At 66.6% G+C, this 17,517-nt stretch carries 17 protein-coding genes; all 17 read left to right on the top strand.

The window, feature by feature from the left end; translation table 11 throughout:
• On the top strand, positions 1–317 hold a 317-nt coding region (locus tag WEB06_04855; GenBank protein MEX2554940.1), incomplete at its 5' end, for a hypothetical protein.
• A gap of 56 nt (positions 318–373) precedes the next feature.
• The gene (locus tag WEB06_04850; GenBank protein MEX2554939.1) at positions 374–892 is read left to right on the top strand and encodes a SigE family RNA polymerase sigma factor; all 519 of its coding nucleotides are present in this window, start codon (positions 374–376) and stop codon (positions 890–892) included.
• On the top strand, positions 889–1,602 hold the full coding sequence (locus WEB06_04845) for a hypothetical protein (GenBank protein ID MEX2554938.1): 714 nt from the start codon (positions 889–891) through the stop codon (positions 1,600–1,602). The genes WEB06_04850 and WEB06_04845 overlap by 4 nt, the downstream gene beginning before the upstream one ends.
• 79 nt (positions 1,603–1,681) lie before the next feature.
• Positions 1,682–2,323 carry a ComF family protein gene (locus tag WEB06_04840; GenBank protein ID MEX2554937.1) on the top strand — a complete coding sequence of 214 codons (642 nt, stop codon included), beginning with the start codon at positions 1,682–1,684 and terminating at the stop codon, positions 2,321–2,323.
• Between the two features lie 384 nt (positions 2,324–2,707).
• Positions 2,708–3,058 (top strand): ribosome-associated translation inhibitor RaiA, encoded by a 351-nt coding sequence (raiA, locus tag WEB06_04835; protein ID MEX2554936.1) that lies wholly within the window; start codon positions 2,708–2,710, stop codon positions 3,056–3,058.
• Between the two features lie 70 nt (positions 3,059–3,128).
• Positions 3,129–3,827, top strand: a complete 699-nt coding sequence (locus WEB06_04830) for a response regulator transcription factor (GenBank protein ID MEX2554935.1) — start codon at positions 3,129–3,131, stop codon at positions 3,825–3,827.
• 45 nt (positions 3,828–3,872) lie between these two features.
• Positions 3,873–7,211, top strand: a complete 3,339-nt coding sequence (locus tag WEB06_04825) for an AAA family ATPase (GenBank protein ID MEX2554934.1) — start codon at positions 3,873–3,875, stop codon at positions 7,209–7,211.
• 121 nt (positions 7,212–7,332) lie between these two features.
• A complete protein-coding gene (locus WEB06_04820) occupies positions 7,333–7,677 on the top strand; it encodes a hypothetical protein (protein MEX2554933.1) in 345 nt (114 codons plus the stop codon).
• Between the two features lie 194 nt (positions 7,678–7,871).
• On the top strand, positions 7,872–8,174 hold the full coding sequence (locus WEB06_04815; protein ID MEX2554932.1) for a hypothetical protein: 303 nt from the start codon (positions 7,872–7,874) through the stop codon (positions 8,172–8,174).
• Positions 8,175–8,284: 110 nt separating this feature from the next.
• Positions 8,285–10,942 carry a preprotein translocase subunit SecA gene (secA, locus tag WEB06_04810; protein MEX2554931.1) on the top strand — a complete coding sequence of 886 codons (2,658 nt, stop codon included), beginning with the start codon at positions 8,285–8,287 and terminating at the stop codon, positions 10,940–10,942.
• 9 nt (positions 10,943–10,951) lie between these two features.
• A protein-coding gene (gene prfB, locus WEB06_04805; GenBank protein MEX2554930.1) for a peptide chain release factor 2 occupies positions 10,952–12,068 on the top strand; the annotation gives its coding sequence in 2 pieces (ribosomal slippage) (positions 10,952–11,020 and positions 11,022–12,068; 1,116 coding nt in all).
• Between the two features lie 71 nt (positions 12,069–12,139).
• On the top strand, positions 12,140–12,994 hold the full coding sequence (locus WEB06_04800; GenBank protein MEX2554929.1) for a transketolase: 855 nt from the start codon (positions 12,140–12,142) through the stop codon (positions 12,992–12,994).
• Positions 12,991–13,929, top strand: coding sequence for a transketolase C-terminal domain-containing protein (locus tag WEB06_04795; GenBank protein MEX2554928.1), 939 nt, complete (start codon positions 12,991–12,993; stop codon positions 13,927–13,929). The genes WEB06_04800 and WEB06_04795 overlap by 4 nt, the downstream gene beginning before the upstream one ends.
• A 79-nt stretch (positions 13,930–14,008) precedes the next feature.
• Positions 14,009–14,701 (top strand): cell division ATP-binding protein FtsE, encoded by a 693-nt coding sequence (gene ftsE / locus WEB06_04790; protein MEX2554927.1) that lies wholly within the window; start codon positions 14,009–14,011, stop codon positions 14,699–14,701.
• On the top strand, positions 14,701–15,579 hold the full coding sequence (gene ftsX, locus WEB06_04785) for a permease-like cell division protein FtsX (protein MEX2554926.1): 879 nt from the start codon (positions 14,701–14,703) through the stop codon (positions 15,577–15,579). The genes ftsE and ftsX overlap by 1 nt, the downstream gene beginning before the upstream one ends.
• Positions 15,580–15,746: 167 nt before the next feature.
• On the top strand, positions 15,747–16,958 hold the full coding sequence (locus WEB06_04780; GenBank protein ID MEX2554925.1) for a peptidoglycan DD-metalloendopeptidase family protein: 1,212 nt from the start codon (positions 15,747–15,749) through the stop codon (positions 16,956–16,958).
• Between the two features lie 50 nt (positions 16,959–17,008).
• Positions 17,009–17,488, top strand: a complete 480-nt coding sequence (smpB, locus tag WEB06_04775; protein ID MEX2554924.1) for an SsrA-binding protein SmpB — start codon at positions 17,009–17,011, stop codon at positions 17,486–17,488.
• Positions 17,489–17,517: the final 29 nt, after the last annotated feature.

The following is a 17,517-nucleotide window of genomic DNA, read 5'->3' as shown; positions in this document are numbered from 1 at the left end:
CTCCGCCCGGCACCTACGCCGTCAATCCGGCGTTCGACGTCACCCCGGCTCGTCTCGTGACGGCGATCGTGACGGAGAACGGGACCGCCACCGCGCCCTTCGCCGTTGCATTGAAGAAACTTGCCCCAAGGGAGCCGAAGCCCAAGGCGCCGGCACCCGAGAAGGCGCGCTCGAAGCTGGCCCCCAAGCGCGCCGCTAAGTCCCGGCCGGCTCTCAAGGCAGGGCCGAAGCCGGCCGCGAAGCCTCGTAAACGCCCAGCCACGGCGGCCAAACGCCCAGCCCCGGCGGCCAAACGCCGCTCGGGTCGCAAGAAGTAGCTCTCGGCACGCAACCTTCCGTCGCTCGGTGGCGTCTTGCCGGGTGAGAGGGAGCGATGGATACCAAAGACCAGGAGTTCCGGGAGTTCTTCGAGGCGGAGTTCCGACCGCTGCGCCGTCTCGGCTATCTGCTGAGCGGCGACTGGGCCGAGGCCGAGGATCTCGCGCAGGAAGCGATGGTCCGCACCTACCGGGCTTGGTCGCGGATCACCGAGCGAGAACGGCCGGGCGCGTACGCGCGATCCGTGCTCGTGAACCACCGCCGTTCCCTCCTGCGGCGGTCGGCGGTGGCCGCCAAACATGCCGAGATGCTTCGCGCTTCCGAGTACCGGCCGGAGCTCGGCGAAGAGGGGATGGTGCTCTGGGAGGCGATCCGTGCGCTGCCGCAGCGACAGCGCGCGGCGATCGTCCTCCGCTTCTACGAGGACCTGCCGGAGGCGGAGGTCGCCTTGGCTTTGGACATGCCGGTCGGCACCGTGAAATCGCTCGTGCATCGCGGCGTCGGCCGGTTGCGCGAGACGCTCGGCCCAGTATGGAGCTCCGATGAGATCGTCGGCGGGAGTGATACGCCATGAAGATGGAAGAGCATTTCAAAGAGACGTTGAACCGAGCGGTGGCCAACGAGCCGCCGGTGCTCGACGCGTGGGACCGGTTCGAGCGCCGCGTGGGTCGCTCGCGACGCCGGCAGATGGTCGCCGGCTTGGCCGGCGCGGCCGCGGTGATCGTCGCCGCCGTGATCGTGGTGCCGCAGCTCGGCACCGGAGGAGCCACGCGGATCACTCCTCCTATCGCTCCTCCCGCCCCCTACGTGGGTTGGAGCGAGGCTTCAGATCCGATCGGGCAGTGGACCGTGAAGCATCCGCTCACGTGGCGGGTTACGCACTTCGAAGGCGTATACGAAGTGCTTCCCCCCGGCGAGATCGGAACCGCTGCCGGCGAGCCAACGTTCGCCGTGACCATCGCGCGCCTCGAGGAGGATCTCGAGCGTTCAGCCGCCGAGGGCGCCGAGGGTGTCCTGCGCGGAACGTGGGGCGGTGGCCGGCCGTACATGCGGATCGAGCAACAGGCCGGCGACGGGTCGGTCGGCTACTTCTACCGCATCGATTGGCGACCGCCGTGCGCCTTCGAGACGCCCGCATGCGACATCGCTCCGTCGACGCTCGTCGTCCACGTGTTCGCGAGTGACCAAGCGCGATTCGACAAGTACAGCGCCGACGGCGAACTCGTGGCTCGGTCGATCACGTACATGGTGACGTCCGGCCCAAGCACCCCAGCTTCGTCGTAGATCGTCATCAGCGCCGTCGTCGCGAACGTATCTCCGCGTCGCGCGATCGGGGGGCGCCCGGCTCTACCATCGCTTTCGGATGCGCGTCGGCGATGCGATCGGTCTTCTTCTCCCCGGACGATGCGCTGCATGCGACGCGTGGGGGAGTGCACCGTTGTGCGAGCCCTGCTCGGCCGGCGTGCGGTGGATCGCTCCGCCGCTGTGCGCCGCGTGTGTCTCGCAGCCTCATCCGGTCCGGACGAGATTCGCCCACGCGCACGCAGCCGTCGTCTACGAGGGCCCCGCACGGGACGCGCTCAAGGCGTTCAAGCTTCTCGGCGAGCGGCGGAACGCCCGGTGGCTCGCCGAGCGGATGGTCCGCGTCGCGCGCCCGCTGAACGGCGACATCGTGACGTGGGTTCCTTCCACCCGAGCGTCGGAGGCGGCTCGAGGGTTCAACCCGGCCGAGGAGATCGCTCGTCCGCTGGCACGCTCGCTCCGCTTGCCGGCCAAGCGACTCCTTACGAAGCGTCGCGACACCCTTGATTCGGCGGGCCTGTCGAAGGAGCAGCGTCGCGTGAACCTGTGGCGGGCCTTCGAGGCCAAAGGCGCAGTAGCCGGGCATGTCCTGCTCGTCGACGACATCTTCACCACCGGAGCGACGGCCGATGAGTGCGCGAAAGCCCTCAGGCTGGCCGGCGCCCGAGAGGTCTCGGTCGTCACCTTCGCCCGGGCCATCTGACGTCTTTTGCCGGTTCCCCCCGCCGGTGCGCGGGGGTAGAATCGGTTCAGGTTCCGCCCGGGTCTGTGGTTGCGGTTGAACCGGCAGGCTGAAAGGTCAACCGGTGCGCCAAGTCGATGCCAGTGGCAGGCGAAACGACCCACGTAAGGCGACTTTTTGTCGCTGAGCATGGTGCCACTTAGGAGTAAGCCCTGCCGCGGTGTGCTCGCCGAGCGCGTCAGCGAGAGGGCGGGAGTGGCCGAGCGAGCGGGCTCGCAAGAGCCGGCGGCCTTCGCGGCCGGCGCGAGCTCGGCTGCGATCCCCCTGCAGGCGAGTGTGGGGTCAAAGACCAGGTCAGCCGGGCGGAACCTTTTCCTTTTCGCGGGCGGGCGCTAGGGGGTGTCGATGCAGGTCATCGTCAAAGGCCACCACGCACACGTCACGAACGGAGTGAAGGAGAAAGCCACACAGAAGGTCGAGAAGGTCACCCGGCTCTTTCCCAGGTTACTGACGGCCGAGATCGAGTTCACCGAGAACGGGGGCTCCCGAGCCGCGATCGCGAAGCATCGGGTCGAGGTCACCCTCACCGCCAAACAGCACGTCCTGAGAGCAACGGCCCGAGGCCCCGATCCCATGACCGCGATGGACATCGTGGTCGCCAAGCTCGAGGCTCAGGTGCGGCGGCTCAAGGGCAAAGTGACCCGAAAGGGGCGCGCTGGAGGCCCCGGGGCGCCGAGCATCCGAACATCGACGTGAAATCAGGCTCAACCGCCCCCATGTAGCCTTCCGATACAATCCGCGGAGGTCCCAAAGGGAGAGAGGCCCCGTGGCGGACAAAGACCCCGCAGTCGTCGACAAGAGCCCGGATGCCATCCGCGTGCTCATCGTGGACGATCACGCCTTGTTCCGGCGCGGCCTGCAGATGGTTCTCGAGCAGGAGACGGACATCGTCGTCGTCGGTGAGGGCGGCGACGGAGCCGAAGCCGTAAGCAAAGCCCAGGAGCTCATGCCGGACGTCGTCCTCATGGACGTGCGCATGCCCAAGCGCGGCGGCATCGACGCCACCAAGCAGATCAAGGAGCTTCTGCCGCACGTCAAGATCTTGATGCTCACGATCTCCGACGAAGAGGCCGACCTCTACGACGCCATCAAGGCGGGCGCGACCGGCTACCTGTTGAAGGAGGTCTCCATCGAAGAGGTCGGCGCCGCGATCCGTTCGGTCCAGACCGGCCAGTCGCTCATCAGCCCCTCGATGGCGTCCAAGCTTCTGTCCGAGTTCGCCACCATGGTCAAGCGCGCCGACGAGAAGCAGTCGGCGCCGCAGCCGCGATTGACCGACCGGGAGATGGAGGTCCTCAAGCTCGTCGCGAAGGGCCGGAACAACCGCGACATCGCGAAAGAGCTCTTCATCTCGGAGAACACGGTCAAGAACCACATCCGCAACATCCTCGAGAAGCTCCACCTTCACTCGCGCATGGAGGCGGTCGTTTATGCCGTGCGCGAGAAGCTCCTCGAGATCAAGTAGCGCCCTCGCTTTCCAAAGCCCTTCCTCCCGTCCGAAGATAGGCCCATGGCTTCGTCGTCTTCGCTCATCGGACGGGAACGGGAGCTCGCGCGGCTGCGGCAAGGCCTCGACGACGCCGTTCGCGGTCGCGGCCGACTGTTCCTCGTTTCGGGGGAGCCGGGCATCGGCAAGAGCCGCCTGGTCGACGAGCTGGCCGATCACGCGCGCGGGCACGGCGCGATGGTGCTGTGGGGCCGCTGCTGGGAAGCTGGAGGAGCTCCGGCGTACTGGCCGTGGGTGCAAGCGATGCGCACCTACGTCCGCGACCTCGATCCAGACCGGGTCCGTGCGCTCGCCGGCAAGCACCGGGGCGACCTCGCGCAGATCCTGCCGGAACTCGAGGAGGCGACCGGGGCCGTCGAGCGGACCACCACGATGGACCCGGAGGGCGCACGGTTCCGGCTGTTCGACTCGACGACCACGTTCCTCCGTGCCGCCGCCGCCGATGCGCCGCTCGTCATCATCCTCGAGGATCTCCACGCCGCCGACACGCCGTCGATGCTCCTGTTGCAGTTCGTCGCGCGTGAGCTGTCACCCAGCCGTCTGCTCATGATCGGCACCTATCGTGACACGGAGATCGTTCGTGATCACCCACACGTCGCCGCGATCGCCGAGCTCTTGCGCGAGCCCGCGACCGAGCGGATCGCGATAGCGGGCCTCGGGTCGGATGAGGTCTCCCGCCTCATCGAGGTCACCGCCGAGCGCGTCCCGGCCGCCGGCTTGGTGACCGCGGTCCACAAGGAGACCGAAGGCAATCCGCTGTTCGTCGGCGAGATCGTGCGGCTGCTGGCGGCCGAGGGCCGGCTGGATCGTTCCGGCAGCACGACGATGCGCCTCGGCGTGCCGGAGGGCATCCGTGCCGTGATCCTGCGACGGTTCGGCCACCTCTCCTTCGAGTGCAGCGAACTCCTTCAGCGGGCGTCTATCATCGGACACGAGTTCGGTTTGGACATCCTGGAGCGTCTCAGCCGGATCGAGCGCGCCGAGCTCGTCGATCTGCTGGGCGAAGCCGGCGCCGCCGGCGTCGTCACGGAGGTCGCGCTCGGGCGGATGCGGTTCGCGCACGCGTTGTTCCGAGAAGCCTTGTACGAGGAGATGCAGCCTGGAGAGCGCGTGCGTCTCCACCGTACGACCGGGGAGATCCTCGAGGCTCAGTACGGCGACGATCCCGGCCCGCACCTGGCCGAGCTCGCTCATCATTTCTTCGACGCCGCTCGCGGAGGCGACGCCCTGAAGGCGCTGACGTACGCGCGTAGAGCAGGGGAGCGAGCGGCGCAGCTCCTCGCCTACGAGGAATCGGTCCGGCTCCACGGGATGGCCTTGGAAGCGCTCGATCTTCATGATCAGGGCGACGAGGCGACCCGCGGCCAACTCCTGCTTGCGATGGGCGACGCGCAGGCGCGAGCCGGTGCGGCTGCCGATGCGAAGGCGACCTTCCTGGCCGTCGCCGAACTGGCACGCCGACTCGGCGACGCGGAGCTCCTCTCGCGCGCCGCGCTCGGACGCGGAGGCCGCTTCGTTTGGGAACGGGCCGGCAACGATCCTCACCTCATCTCACTCCACGAGGACGCGCTGCGTGCGATCGGACCCGGCGATCATCCGCTCCGTGTTCGGTTGCTGGCCCGCCTCGCCTGCGCGCTGCGGAGCCAGCACGCGCAAGCTCGATCGGACGCGCTGAGCCGCGAAGCCGTCGAGATGGCGGAACGTCTCGGCGATCGGTCGGCGCTGGCATACGCCCTCGACGGCCGCTACGGCGCGATCTGGTGGCCCGACAATTCCGAGCAGCGGTTGGAGATCGCCGATCGGATGCTCGAGGTGGCCAAGGATCTCGACGACAAGGAGATCTCCTATCAGGGCCATCACTGCCGTTGGACGGCCGCGTTCGAGTTGGGCGACATGGTCGGCGTACGGGCAGAGCTTGAGGCCATGGAGCGTCTGGGCGAGGAGCTGCGCCAACCGTCCCAACGGTGGGTCGCCGGCGCAGCGCGAGCGCTGCTCGCGCTCCTCGAGGGTCGCTTCCGTGAGGCGGAGGACTTCAGTGAGGAAGCGCTCGAGCGCGGATCCGCAGCTCAACTCGACGCCATCTCCGCCTTTCGCGCGCAGACGTACGCGATCAAGCGAGAGGAGGGCCGTCTTCCCGACGTCGAAGACGTCGCTCGCCGCTCCGTTGAGGAGTTCCCCTGGTACGCGATCCACGCGACTGCGCTTGCGATGATCTGCGTCGAGACGGGGCGCGTCGACGAAGCGCGTGGGATCCTCGACGCGATGGCCGCCGACGACTTCGCCGGCCTGCTGTGGGACAACGAGTGGCTGTTGGCACTGGCCTGGATCGCCCAGCTATGCGCGATGCTCGGCGACGCCGATCGAGCGTCCGTCGTCTACCGGCTGTTGAAGCCGCACGAGCGTCCGAACGTCCTCGGCCACGGCGAGGGCTGCGCAGGATCCGCCTCGAGGTACCTCGGCCTCACCGCAGCCGTCGCGGGGCGCACGGCCGAAGCCGCGAAGCACTTCGAGGCAGCGATCGCGCATAACGCGCGGCTCGGCGCGCGGCCGTTCGTCGCCCACACGCAGCACGAGTACGCCGAGATGCTCGCCAGGTCGAACGACGCCACCGAGAATGAACGGGCTCGGGTGCTCGTCGCCGAAGCGTCGGTGACGGCGCGTGAGCTTGGGATGCCGGCGCTCGAGGGGAAACTGGACGCGCTCGCAACCACGCTGGGTTTGGCCTCACTGCGCCCATCCGAGCCGTCTCCTCCCGCCGCTCCGAGCGCCATGAACGAGTTCGTGCGCGAAGGTGAGTATTGGTCGGTCGCGTACGACGGACCCTCGTTCCGCATCCGCGACTCGAAAGGCGTGAGATACCTGGCGACGCTGCTCGCCTCCCCCGCACGCGAGTTCCACGTCCTCGACCTCGTCGGCCACGGCGGCGCCGGAAGCGTCGCGGCGCGGGAGGACGACCTCGCGGCGGGCGACCTCGGCGACGCCGGCGAGATCCTGGATCCCGAGGCCAAGGCCGCATACCGGTCGCGCCTCGCCGAGCTCGACCAGACGATCGAGGAAGCCCGGTCCTGGGGCGACGGCGAGCGCGCCGCCCGGGCCGTCGAGGAGCGCGAGGCGCTCGTCCAGCAGCTTGCCGGCGCCGTGGGTCTTGGGGGTCGCGACCGCAAGGCGGCTTCCGCCTCTGAGCGTGCCCGCGTGAACGTCACCCGCGCGATCAAGGCGGCCGTGGCCCGGCTCGCCGAGCAGAGCCCTCCCCTCGGAGCACATCTCGACGCCACCCTTCGTACCGGCACGTTCTGCTCGTACACCCCCGACCCACGCTCGAGCCCAGCCTGGAAGACCTAAGTCCGTTCATCTGGAGTGAACACCCCCTCTGAACGGCCGTTCCGTCCATCCTCACGCCTACCGGTCGTACGCGGAGGGCGGGCCCGGGTCGACCGGAGCTCGCGGAGCAGGAGGAGGAGTCATGACCGTTCAGACCCAGGTGCGGCCGCGAGGGATCCAGGTCCAGCCGCGGAAGATCCGGGGAGTCAAGGGGTTCGTGTTCGGGCTGGTTGCACTGGCCGCCGCCGGAACGGGAATCGGGTTCGGGGTTTCCGCGATCCGGAGCGATGCGCCTTCCATCGTGGCCCCGGTGAGTCCCGAGAATGCGGCACTGCAGCGGATGCAGGCCGAGAGCTACGTCAACCCCTCGTCGAGCGCGCATCTCGACGCAGTGAAGCGCCATCACCAAGACGCTCAGAGCGGCATCGAGGGTTCGACCTCGACGGACGCGTTCAAGCGGATGAAGGATGAGGCTTGGAGCAAGTAGCGAGCCCTCCGAAGCCGAAGCCCGGGCGGATGCCCGGGCTTCGGCAGTACCCGAGCCTCCACGGCATCGCGTTGTGTCGCGAGCTTTACATCCGCGATGCCACCTTCGTGAACGACCGCGTCTCCCCAACACGCGAGACTTTGCCCACGAGATTCGGTAAGGCGGGCTAGGCCCGCGGGAAAAGGGGAGGAGCCATGACCACCATCCAGACCCAGGCGCACCGGGGGACCCGCATCCCGAGCAGCACCAAGGTTCGCGGCGTCAAAGGGTTCGTCATCGGGTTCGCGGCGCTCGCCGCGGCCGCCACGGGGATCGGGATCGCGGTGTCGGGAACGAGCGAACCCCCGGCTACCGTCGTTGCTCCGGTGGGCGACACCAACCCGGCCGCAGAGCAGCGCGAGGCCACGAAGCGCCTCCAGGAAAATGGCGCCGGCGGCGTCACGGTTCCGGAGTCCGAGGTGGTTTGGTTCCAGCCGGGGAAGCCGGGGATCAGGTAGCTGCGTCGCACCGATCCGAGCCCGGGCGCCGAAACGGCGCCCGGGCTCCGTCTTGTGGCTCGGGAGCGGGGCCGTGCGTCGGCCCGTGCGCCGGGCGATAATGGCCGACGATGTTCGACAAGATCCTGCGTTTCGGTGAAGGCAAGCGCCTCAAGCAGTTCGTCGCTCAGGCGGAGGCCGCCGGCAAGCTCGAGCCCGAGATAGAGAAGCTCTCGGACGACGAGCTCCGCGGCATGACCGACGAGTTCAAGGAGCGCCTGGCCGAAGGCGAGACCCTCGACGACCTGCTCCCCGAGGCCTTCGCCGTCGTCCGCGAAGCCGCCCGGCGCACCCTCGGGCAGCGGCACTTCGACGTCCAGCTGGTCGGCGGGGTGTCGCTCCACAACGGCTACATCTCTGAGATGAAGACCGGTGAAGGCAAGACCCTCGTCGCCACTTCGGCCGTCTACCTCAACGCGCTCACCGGCAAGGGTGTGCACGTCGTCACCGTGAACGATTACCTGGCGCGACGCGACGCGCAGTGGATGGGGCCGGTCTACCGCTTCCTCGGCTTGACGGTCGGGACGATCCAGTCGCGGATGAAGCCCGAAGAGCGCAAGCCGATGTACAACGCCGACATCACCTACGGCACCAACAACGAGTTCGGCTTCGACTACCTGCGCGACAACATGGCCTGGCGGCCCGAGGACCGCGTCCAGCGGAGCCACAGCTTCGCCGTCGTCGACGAGGTCGACTCGATCCTGATCGACGAGGCCCGGACGCCGCTGATCATCTCGGGGCCCTCCGAGGAGTCGGCGAAGTGGTACTGGCAGTTCGCGCGGAACGTCGTGCCGCGCCTGCACCCGCCCGACGATTACGAGGTCGACGAGAAGAAGCGCACCGTCGCGATCACCGAGAAGGGCGTCCACAAGGTCGAGCAGATCCTCGGGATCGAGAACCTCTACGACAACATCTCATCACCGCTCGTCCATTACCTCCAGAATGCTCTTCGGTCGAAGGAGCTCTACAAGAAAGACGTGGACTACATCGTGACCAACGGCGAGGTGAAGATCGTCGACGAGTTCACCGGCCGCGTACTCGAAGGCCGGCGCTACTCGGAGGGGATGCACCAGGCGATCGAGGCGAAAGAGGGCGTTCGGATCAAGGAAGAGAACGTCACCTTAGCGACGATCACGATCCAGAACTACTTCCGCATGTACTCCAAGCTCGGGGGCATGACCGGTACGGCGTACACGGAGGCCGCGGAGTTCGAGCACATCTACAAGATGGGTGTCGTACAGATCCCCACGAATCGAGACATGGTCCGCCGGGACGAGGGCGACCAGGTCTACAAGAGCGAGGAAGGGAAATTCTCTGCGCTCGTGGACGACATCGCCGCCCGCTACGAAGCCGGCCAGCCGGTCCTCGTCGGCACGATCTCGATCGAGAAGTCCGAGAAGCTGTCGCGAGCGCTCGACCGCAAAGGCATCCCGCACCACGTGCTGAATGCCAAGCAGCACGAGAAAGAGGCGCTGATCATCGCGCAGGCCGGCAAGCGGCAATCGGTCACGGTCGCGACGAACATGGCCGGCCGCGGCGTCGACATCATCCTCGGTGGCAATCCCGAGTTCGAGGTGAAGCAGGTTCTGCTCGGCGAGGGGCTCGTGGAGGAAACCGAGGACTTCGACCGCGAGCTGAAGCGGCGCATGAAGGAGATGGAGCCTTCGTGGCGGGCAGAGCACGACAAGGTCGTCGAGCTCGGCGGGCTGTACGTGCTCGGCACGGAACGTCACGAGTCGCGGCGGATCGACAATCAGCTGCGGGGCCGCTCCGGCCGGCAGGGCGACCCCGGCGAGAGCCGCTTCTACCTCTCGCTCGAGGACGATCTGATGCGGCTTTTCGCCTCGGGAATGGTGTCGCGCCTGATGGACCGGCTGAAGATCCCCGAGGACGTGCCGATCGAGGCAGGGATGGTCTCGAAAGCCATCGAGCGGGCGCAGCGACAGGTGGAGTCGCGCAACTTCGAGATCCGCAAGAACGTCCTCAAGTACGACGATGTGATCAACAAGCAGCGCGAGGTCATCTACGTCGAGCGGAACCGGATCCTCGACGGAGAATCTTTGCGGGACAACACGATCACCTTCATCGAGGAGGTCGTGCGTGCCACGGTCGCGGAGTTCACCAACCCCGACATCGCTGCCGACGAGTGGGATCTCGACGGATTGTTCACGCAGATGCACACCATCTACCCGACGCAGCTTTCGAAGCAGTCGTTCGATCCGGCGGACCTCACCACCGTCGACCTCGAGGAGAAGTTCCTCGAGGAAGCGCTCGAGGTCTACGAGCGGCGTGAGAAAGAGATCGGCGAGGAGCAGTTCCGCGACATCGAGCGTCGCGTCTTGTTGAGCGTGCTCGACAACCGGTGGCGCGAGCACCTCTACGAGATGGACTACCTGCAGGAGGGGATCGGCCTTCGCGCGATCGCCCAGAAGGACCCGCTCATCGAGTACCAGCGCGAGGGGTTCGGCATGTTCGAGGGCATGCTGGAGTCGATCAAGGAAGACTTCGTCAAGTACGTCTTCCATCTCCAGGTGGTGCGCGAGGACCGGGCGCCCGAGGAGAAGGTGAAGGCTCAGCAGTCGCGCTGGCGGCTCACCTCGAGCGACACGCCCGAAGCGCCGGTCGCGGAGACGGTCCGCTCGGACAAGGTCCCGCGCAACGCCCCTTGCCCGTGTGGTTCGGGGAAGAAGTACAAGAAGTGCCACGGCGCTCAAGCTGCGGCCGGGTAGGATCGCGACATGCCGAACGATTTCTCGCAGGAGCTCGAGGCCTTGGGCAGCGCCCTTGCGGCGGCCAGGGCCTATCTTTGACGTCGAATCAAAGCGCACCAAGGCCTCCGAGCTTCGCGAACGCACCTCAGCTCCCGACCTCTGGAGCGACCCCGATGCGGCGCGCGCGCTCATGGGCGACCTGTCGCGCCTCGACGACGACATCGCGCTCTACGACCGCCTCAAGGCGAAGTTCGACGACCTGATCGTTCTGAACGAGCTCGCGCAGTCCGAGGAAGACTCCTCCGTGGAAGTCGAGATCCGCGACGGGGTCGAGGCGATGCGAGAGGAGCTCGCCGACCTCGACGTTCTGACGCTGCTGTCCGGCGAGTACGACGACCGCGACGCCATCGTGTCGATCCATCCGGGCGCCGGCGGCACCGAGAGTCAAGACTGGGCCGAGATGTTGCTTCGCATGATCCTCCGATGGGCCGAGCGCCGCCGGTTCGACACCGAGCTGATCGAGGCGCAAGCCGGAGACGAGGCGGGGATCAAGAGCGCGACCGTCATCGTGAAGGGCCGGTACGCATACGGCTTCCTGTCGTCCGAGCGCGGCGTGCACCGGCTCGTGCGGATCTCGCCCTACGACTCGCAGAAGCGCCGGCACACCTCGTTCGCCTCCTTGGATGTAGTGCCGCTGCTCGACGAGGACGTGAAGGTCGATATCAACGCGGACGACCTTCGCATCGACGTGTTCCGGTCGAGCGGGCCGGGCGGCCAGTCGGTGAACACTACCGACTCGGCGGTCAGGGTGACCCATCTGCCGACGGGGATCGTGGTTTCATCGCAGAACGAGCGATCGCAGCTCCAGAACCGCAACGTCGCGATGCGGGTCCTGACGGCCCGGCTGGCCGAGTTGATGCGCCAGGAGCAGGTCGCGAAGCTCGAGGAGCTACGCGGTGAACGCCGCGATATCGCGTTCGGCTCCCAGATCCGTTCCTACGTGCTGCACCCGTACCGCATGGTGAAAGACCACCGGACCAACCACGAGACCTCGAACGTGGACGCGGTGCTCGACGGAGACCTCGACGCGCTGATGCGCGCGTACCTCGAGTGGCGCCGCCGCGAGGCCTCGATCGCGAAGTAGCAGCCCGGTCGACGACGGGCTCGCGCTGCTAGGATGGGTTTCCTTCCCCCAGGTCCGGGGAGGTTTCTCTCGTGGCGAAGGTGATCGAACCCACCCAGGCGCTCGACGTCGAAGAGCTCAAGCAGCTGTCCCGCGAGCTCCGCGTCGACATCATCCAAACGATCACCGAGGCCGGCTCGGGTCACCCCGGCGGCTCCCTTTCCGCGATCGATGCCTTGGTCTGCCTCTACTTCGGCGGCATCTTGCGATACCGCGCCACCGAGCCGACCTGGCCCGACCGCGATCGCTTCGTGCTTTCGAAGGGCCATTGCTCGCCGGCACTCTACGTCACGCTCGCGCGAGCCGGGTTCTTCCCGCACGACTGGCTGAAGACGTTCCGCAAGTTCGAGTCGCGGCTCCAGGGGCATGTCGACCGCCTGCGCGTGCCCGGCGTGGAGGCCTCGACCGGATCGCTCGGCCAGGGGCTGTCGGTCGCCGTGGGCATGGCGATCGCCGGCAAGCTCGACAAGTCGGAGCGCCGCGTGTGGTGCATGCTCGGCGACGGCGAGTCGCAGTCGGGTCAGGTGTGGGAGGCGACGATGAGCGCGCCGAAGTACGCCCTCGACAACCTGTGCGCGATCGTCGACCACAACCAGGTCCAGCAGACCGGCCGGGTCAGCGAGATCATGGACCTCGCCCCGCTCGCGGAGAAGTTCCGCGCCTTCCGTTGGCACGCGATCGAGGTCGACGGCCACGACCACGCTGCCCTCCTGGACGCGATGCACGAGGCGATGGCGACGACCGGCAAGCCGACCGCCATCGTGTCGAAGACGATCAAAGGCAAGGGTGTGTCCTGGATGGAGCTCAACCCGGACTGGCACGGCAAGGCACCGAACGCCGAGCAGGCGGAGCGGGCGGTCGCGGAGATCCTCGGGGGGTCCCGATGAGCGCGGCCGCCACGCGTGAGGCGTTCGGCGACGCGATGGTTCGCGTCGGGAGCGACGAGCGGGTCGTCGTCATCGACGGCGACCTCAAGAACTCCACCTTCGCCGAGAAGTTCGAGGCCGCCTATCCGGACCGGTTCGTCGAGCTCGGCATCGCCGAGAGCAACATGCTCGGGGTGGCGGCGGGTCTCGCTCTGTCCGGGCGGATCCCGTGGGCCGGATCGTTCGCGGCGTTCGTCGCCGGGCGGCTCGAGGTGATCCGCGTTTCCATCGGCTACAACGAAGCCAACGTCCGGATCGTCGGCACGCACGTCGGCGTCGGGATCGGCGACGACGGCGCGACGCAGATGTCGCTCGAGGATATCGCGGTGATGCGTGCGCTGCCGAACATGGCGATCATCCAGCCGTGCGACGCGGCGGAAACCCACGGTGCCGTCGACTATCTGATGACGCATGAGGGTCCGGCGTTCCTTCGGCTCACCAGACAGAAGCTCGAAGACGTCCACGGCGACGGGTACCGCTTCGAGTTCGGGAAGGCCGAAACGCTCCGCGACGGGAACGACGTCGCGCTCGTCGCCACCGGCGCTCTCGTTCAGGAGTGCTTGAAGGCGGCGGAGCTCCTCGAAGGGGAAGGCATCTCCGCGCGGGTCCTGAACGTGCACACGCTCGCCCCGATCGACCGCGACGCGATCGCAACGGCTGCGCGCGACACCGGCCACGTCGTGAGCGCAGAGGATCACAACGTGAACGGCGGCCTCGGCAGCGCCGTCGCCGAAGTGATCGGCGAGGAAGGCATCGACGCGAAGCTCGCTCGGGTCGGCACGCGCTGGTATGGAGAGTCGGGATCGCAGGCCGAGCTGTACGAGAAGTTCGGTTTGTCGGCGCCGCGCGTCGCCGACACCGGACGTGCGCTGGTGCGCTCCGACATGCCTGTTTGAGCTCTTTGCCGGGCTCGTTGCCCGCCCTACTCCGCTCTGCTAGCGTGAGCCTCCGGCCGGGACGACCGCCGGCATCCTCATGATCCGAGCCGTTAACGTCACGAAAACATATCGCGGGGGGATCCCTGCGCTTAAGGACGTCTCCTTCGACATCCTCAAGGGAGAGTTCGTCTTCCTCGTCGGGCCGTCGGGTTCTGGGAAGTCGACGTTGATCCGGCTGATGCTGCGCGAGGAGCTTCCCTCTACGGGCGAGATCTACGTCGCCGGCAAGAACATCAACAACCTCGCGTCGTGGAAGGTTCCGATGCTGCGACGCAATATCGGCTGCGTTTTCCAGGATTTCAAGCTCTTGCCGAGCAAGACGGTCTTCGAGAACGTCGGATTCGCGCTCGAGGTCATCGGTCGCCCGCGCGACGCGGTCCGCAAAGCGGTCCCCGAGGTTCTTGATGTCGTCGGCCTCGGCGACAAAGGGGATCGTCTGCCTGACCAGCTGTCCGGCGGCGAGCAGCAGCGCGTGTCGATCGCGCGCGCGTTCGTGAACCGGCCGCAGATCCTGCTCGCCGACGAGCCGACGGGGAACCTGGACCCGGCGACGAGCGTGGACATCATGAAGCTCCTCGATCGCATCAATCGCACGGGAACGACGGTGCTGATGGCCACGCACGATCACGCGATCGTCGATGCGATGCGCCGGCGCGTTATCGAGCTCGAGAACGGCACGGTCCTGCGCGATCAGGAGCGCGGCGTCTACGGCTACGCGAGAGAAGAATAGTGCCGATCAGCCTTCAGTACGTCCGCAAGGAGACGGCGACCAACCTCAAGCGAAACGTGTTCATCACGTTCGCAGCCGTCCTCGTCGTCGTGGTGTCGCTCTACCTCGTCGGCGCGGTCTTCGTAGCGTCCTTCGCCGTCGATCGCGCCTTGACGTTGCAGACGCGCAAGGTTGAGGTGGCCGTGTTCCTCAACCGCGATATCTCGGAAGAGGAGCGCCGATCGATCGAGCGGGATCTGCTGGGCATGCCCGAGGTCGGGTCCGTGCAGTACGAATCGAAGCAGGAGGCCTTCGAGTCCTTCAAGGAGCTGTTCCGCGACGAGCCCGAGATCGTGGCGGCGACGACGCCCGACGCGCTCCCGGAAAGCTTCCGCGTCAAGCTGAAGGATCCGAATCAGTTCGAGGTCGTCAGCGACCGGCTGCAAGGCCGTCCGGGCATCGCAGAGATCCGCGACGAGCGCAAGTTCCTGCGGCGGCTGCTCGACGTCGTGCGCGACATCCGTCTCCTCGGCATCGGCGTCGTCATCCTGCTCATCGTCGCCGCCTCGGTCTTGATCGCGACCACGATCCGCATGGCGCTGTTCGCTCGCCGGCGCGAGATCGCGATCATGAAGCTCGTCGGTGCGACGAACTGGTTCATCCGCATCCCGTTCATGCTGGAAGGCGTCTTTCAGGGATTGGTCGGCTCGTTGCTCGCACTGGGGTTGCTCCTTGCGACGCGTCCCCTCTACACGAACCTCGCCGACAGTTTCCAGTTCCTGAACCTGACGGTGACCTACGCTGAGATCGCCCAGAACGGCGCGTGGATCCTTGCGTTCGGGATCCTGATCGGCGCTTTCGGCAGCTTGCTCGGCTTGAGGCGATTCCTCGACGTCTAACCGCTTTCGTCTTAGCGCGCAGAGCGGCCGTACGTGGCCGAAACCGCTGGTCGGCGAGCTAAAGGAAGTGCATCGAAACGCCGACGAAAAGGATGTTACGGGTGTTGCTTCTGTTGCGAACGGCTAGTTAGGATAGCGCCTGTTCTTTCATCTGGTGGGGAGCTGGGTTGAGAGCGAAGAAGCTTCGTCGCGCCGTGCTTGCCGGTCTCACGCTGGCCTTGCTGGCCGGGATCATGCCGTCCGGCGCGTTCGCCTATAACAGCGACGACTACGCCGACATCCAGAAGAAGATCTCGGAGACGCGCGCGAAGCTCCGCGCGGTGCGGGCGCACGAGAAGGCGATCCTCGGTCAGATCCAGGCGTCGGATGAGCGGCTGAGCTCGCTCGAAGCCTCGCTCGCGTCGATCACCGACCAGCTCCTTCTCGCGACCCGCAGGCTGGAGCTGCTCGAGCTGCAGAACGATCAGGCGGCGCTGGAGCTCCAGCTCAAGACCGCCGAACTCGAGGCGGCCACCGTAGCGCTCGACAACACGACGACGCGCTTGCGCGAGCGCGCGGCGAACATCTACATGAACGGCCCGACCGCGTATGCGGCGGTGTTGTTCGGCGCGAATTCCTTCCAGGAGTACGTGGCCGGGATGCAGTACGCGGAGAACGTCCTGCACGTCGACATGGACATCGTGGAGGAGATCCGCAGCCTCAAGTCCACCGTCGAAGCTCAGCGGCTCGCGATCGAGGCTCGCCGCAAGGCGCTCGAGGCCAAGTCGAACGAGGTCGCGATGCAGTACGCGAGTCTGGCGGGGCTGCGCAGCCAGCAAGCCGGCGCCAAGAGCGCAGTACTGTCCGAGATCGACTACAAGCAGCATCTCCTCGCGCGGGTTCGCAAGGAGAAGCGCGCGTACGCTGCGGCGCTCCAGTCGTACCTGGAAGAGTCGGATTCGATCGCAGAGATGCTCCGCCGCGCGCAGGGTGGACAACAGGCCATCCAAGGCAAGGGCGGCTATCTGAAGTGGCCGGTTTCCGGGCCGATCACCTCCGATTACGGATGGCGTACCCACCCGATATACGGCTACAAATCGTTCCACACCGGGATCGACATCGGCGCGCCTTCGGGCAAGACCGTGAAGGCGGCTCGGAAGGGCGAGGTGCTTTACGTCGGATACAAGGGCGCCTACGGCCTCGTCGTGATCATCGATCACGGCAACGCGCTGGCGACGATGTACGCCCACCTTTCCAAGTCGTACGTGCATGCCGGACAGGCCGTGGGGACGTTGTCCTCGATCGCGGCGATCGGCTGCACCGGCTGGTGCACGGGTCCGCATCTCCACTTCGAGGTGCGAGTGAACGGAGACCCGCAGAACCCGCACCTCTGGCTCTAGCGCTCCGCTAGACTCGCCCGGCTCACTCCGCATCCGTTCCGAGGTGAACCGTGGCCGACGAGCCGCAGATCCGCGCTATCGCGACCAACCGTAAGGCGCGGCACAACTACCACATCGAGGAGACCTACGAGGCCGGGATCGCGCTCGTCGGCAGCGAGGTCAAGACGCTGCGCGGCGGGAAGGCGTCTCTCGTCGACGCGTATGCGTTCGTCCGAGGGTCGGAGGTGTTCCTGCTCGGGGTGCACATCCCGCCGTATCCGCAGGCTTCGATCCAGAATCACGATCCAACCCGGATGCGAAAGCTCCTGCTCCACAAAGAAGAGATCCGCCGACTGATCGGCAAGATGAACCAGAAGGGTCTCACGCTCGTTCCACTACGGATGTACTTCAAGGGCAACAAAGTGAAGGTCGAGATCGCGCTGGCGAAGGGGAAGCGTGACTACGACAAGCGCCAGTCGCTCGCCGAGCGGGAAGCCAAGCGAGAGATGGCCAAGCGCGCGGGCTCCAGAAGGCGCGGAGAACGCCGATAACCCGGCTGCTACAATAGGTTCGTTGACAA

This window comes from Actinomycetota bacterium, from assembly GCA_040905475.1.
Taxonomy (GTDB): domain Bacteria; phylum Actinomycetota; class AC-67; order AC-67; family AC-67; genus DATFGK01.
Note: the sequence above shows the minus strand (reverse complement) of the source record. Positions and strands in the feature narration are given on the sequence as shown.

Bases quoted from the DNA above. Each gene is read 5' to 3' on its own strand.
- ftsE (MEX2554927.1), top strand. From the start codon at position 14,009: ATGATCCGAGCCGTTAACGTCACGAAAACATATCGCGGGGGGATCCCT.
- WEB06_04845 (MEX2554938.1), top strand. From the start codon at position 889: ATGAAGATGGAAGAGCATTTCAAAGAGACGTTGAACCGAGCGGTGGCC.
- WEB06_04820 (MEX2554933.1), top strand. From the start codon at position 7,333: ATGACCGTTCAGACCCAGGTGCGGCCGCGAGGGATCCAGGTCCAGCCG.
- WEB06_04850 (MEX2554939.1), top strand. From the start codon at position 374: ATGGATACCAAAGACCAGGAGTTCCGGGAGTTCTTCGAGGCGGAGTTC.
- WEB06_04795 (MEX2554928.1), top strand. From the start codon at position 12,991: ATGAGCGCGGCCGCCACGCGTGAGGCGTTCGGCGACGCGATGGTTCGC.
- WEB06_04815 (MEX2554932.1), top strand. From the start codon at position 7,872: ATGACCACCATCCAGACCCAGGCGCACCGGGGGACCCGCATCCCGAGC.
- raiA (MEX2554936.1), top strand. From the start codon at position 2,708: ATGCAGGTCATCGTCAAAGGCCACCACGCACACGTCACGAACGGAGTG.
- WEB06_04825 (MEX2554934.1), top strand. From the start codon at position 3,873: ATGGCTTCGTCGTCTTCGCTCATCGGACGGGAACGGGAGCTCGCGCGG.
- WEB06_04840 (MEX2554937.1), top strand. From the start codon at position 1,682: ATGCGCGTCGGCGATGCGATCGGTCTTCTTCTCCCCGGACGATGCGCT.
- secA (MEX2554931.1), top strand. From the start codon at position 8,285: ATGTTCGACAAGATCCTGCGTTTCGGTGAAGGCAAGCGCCTCAAGCAG.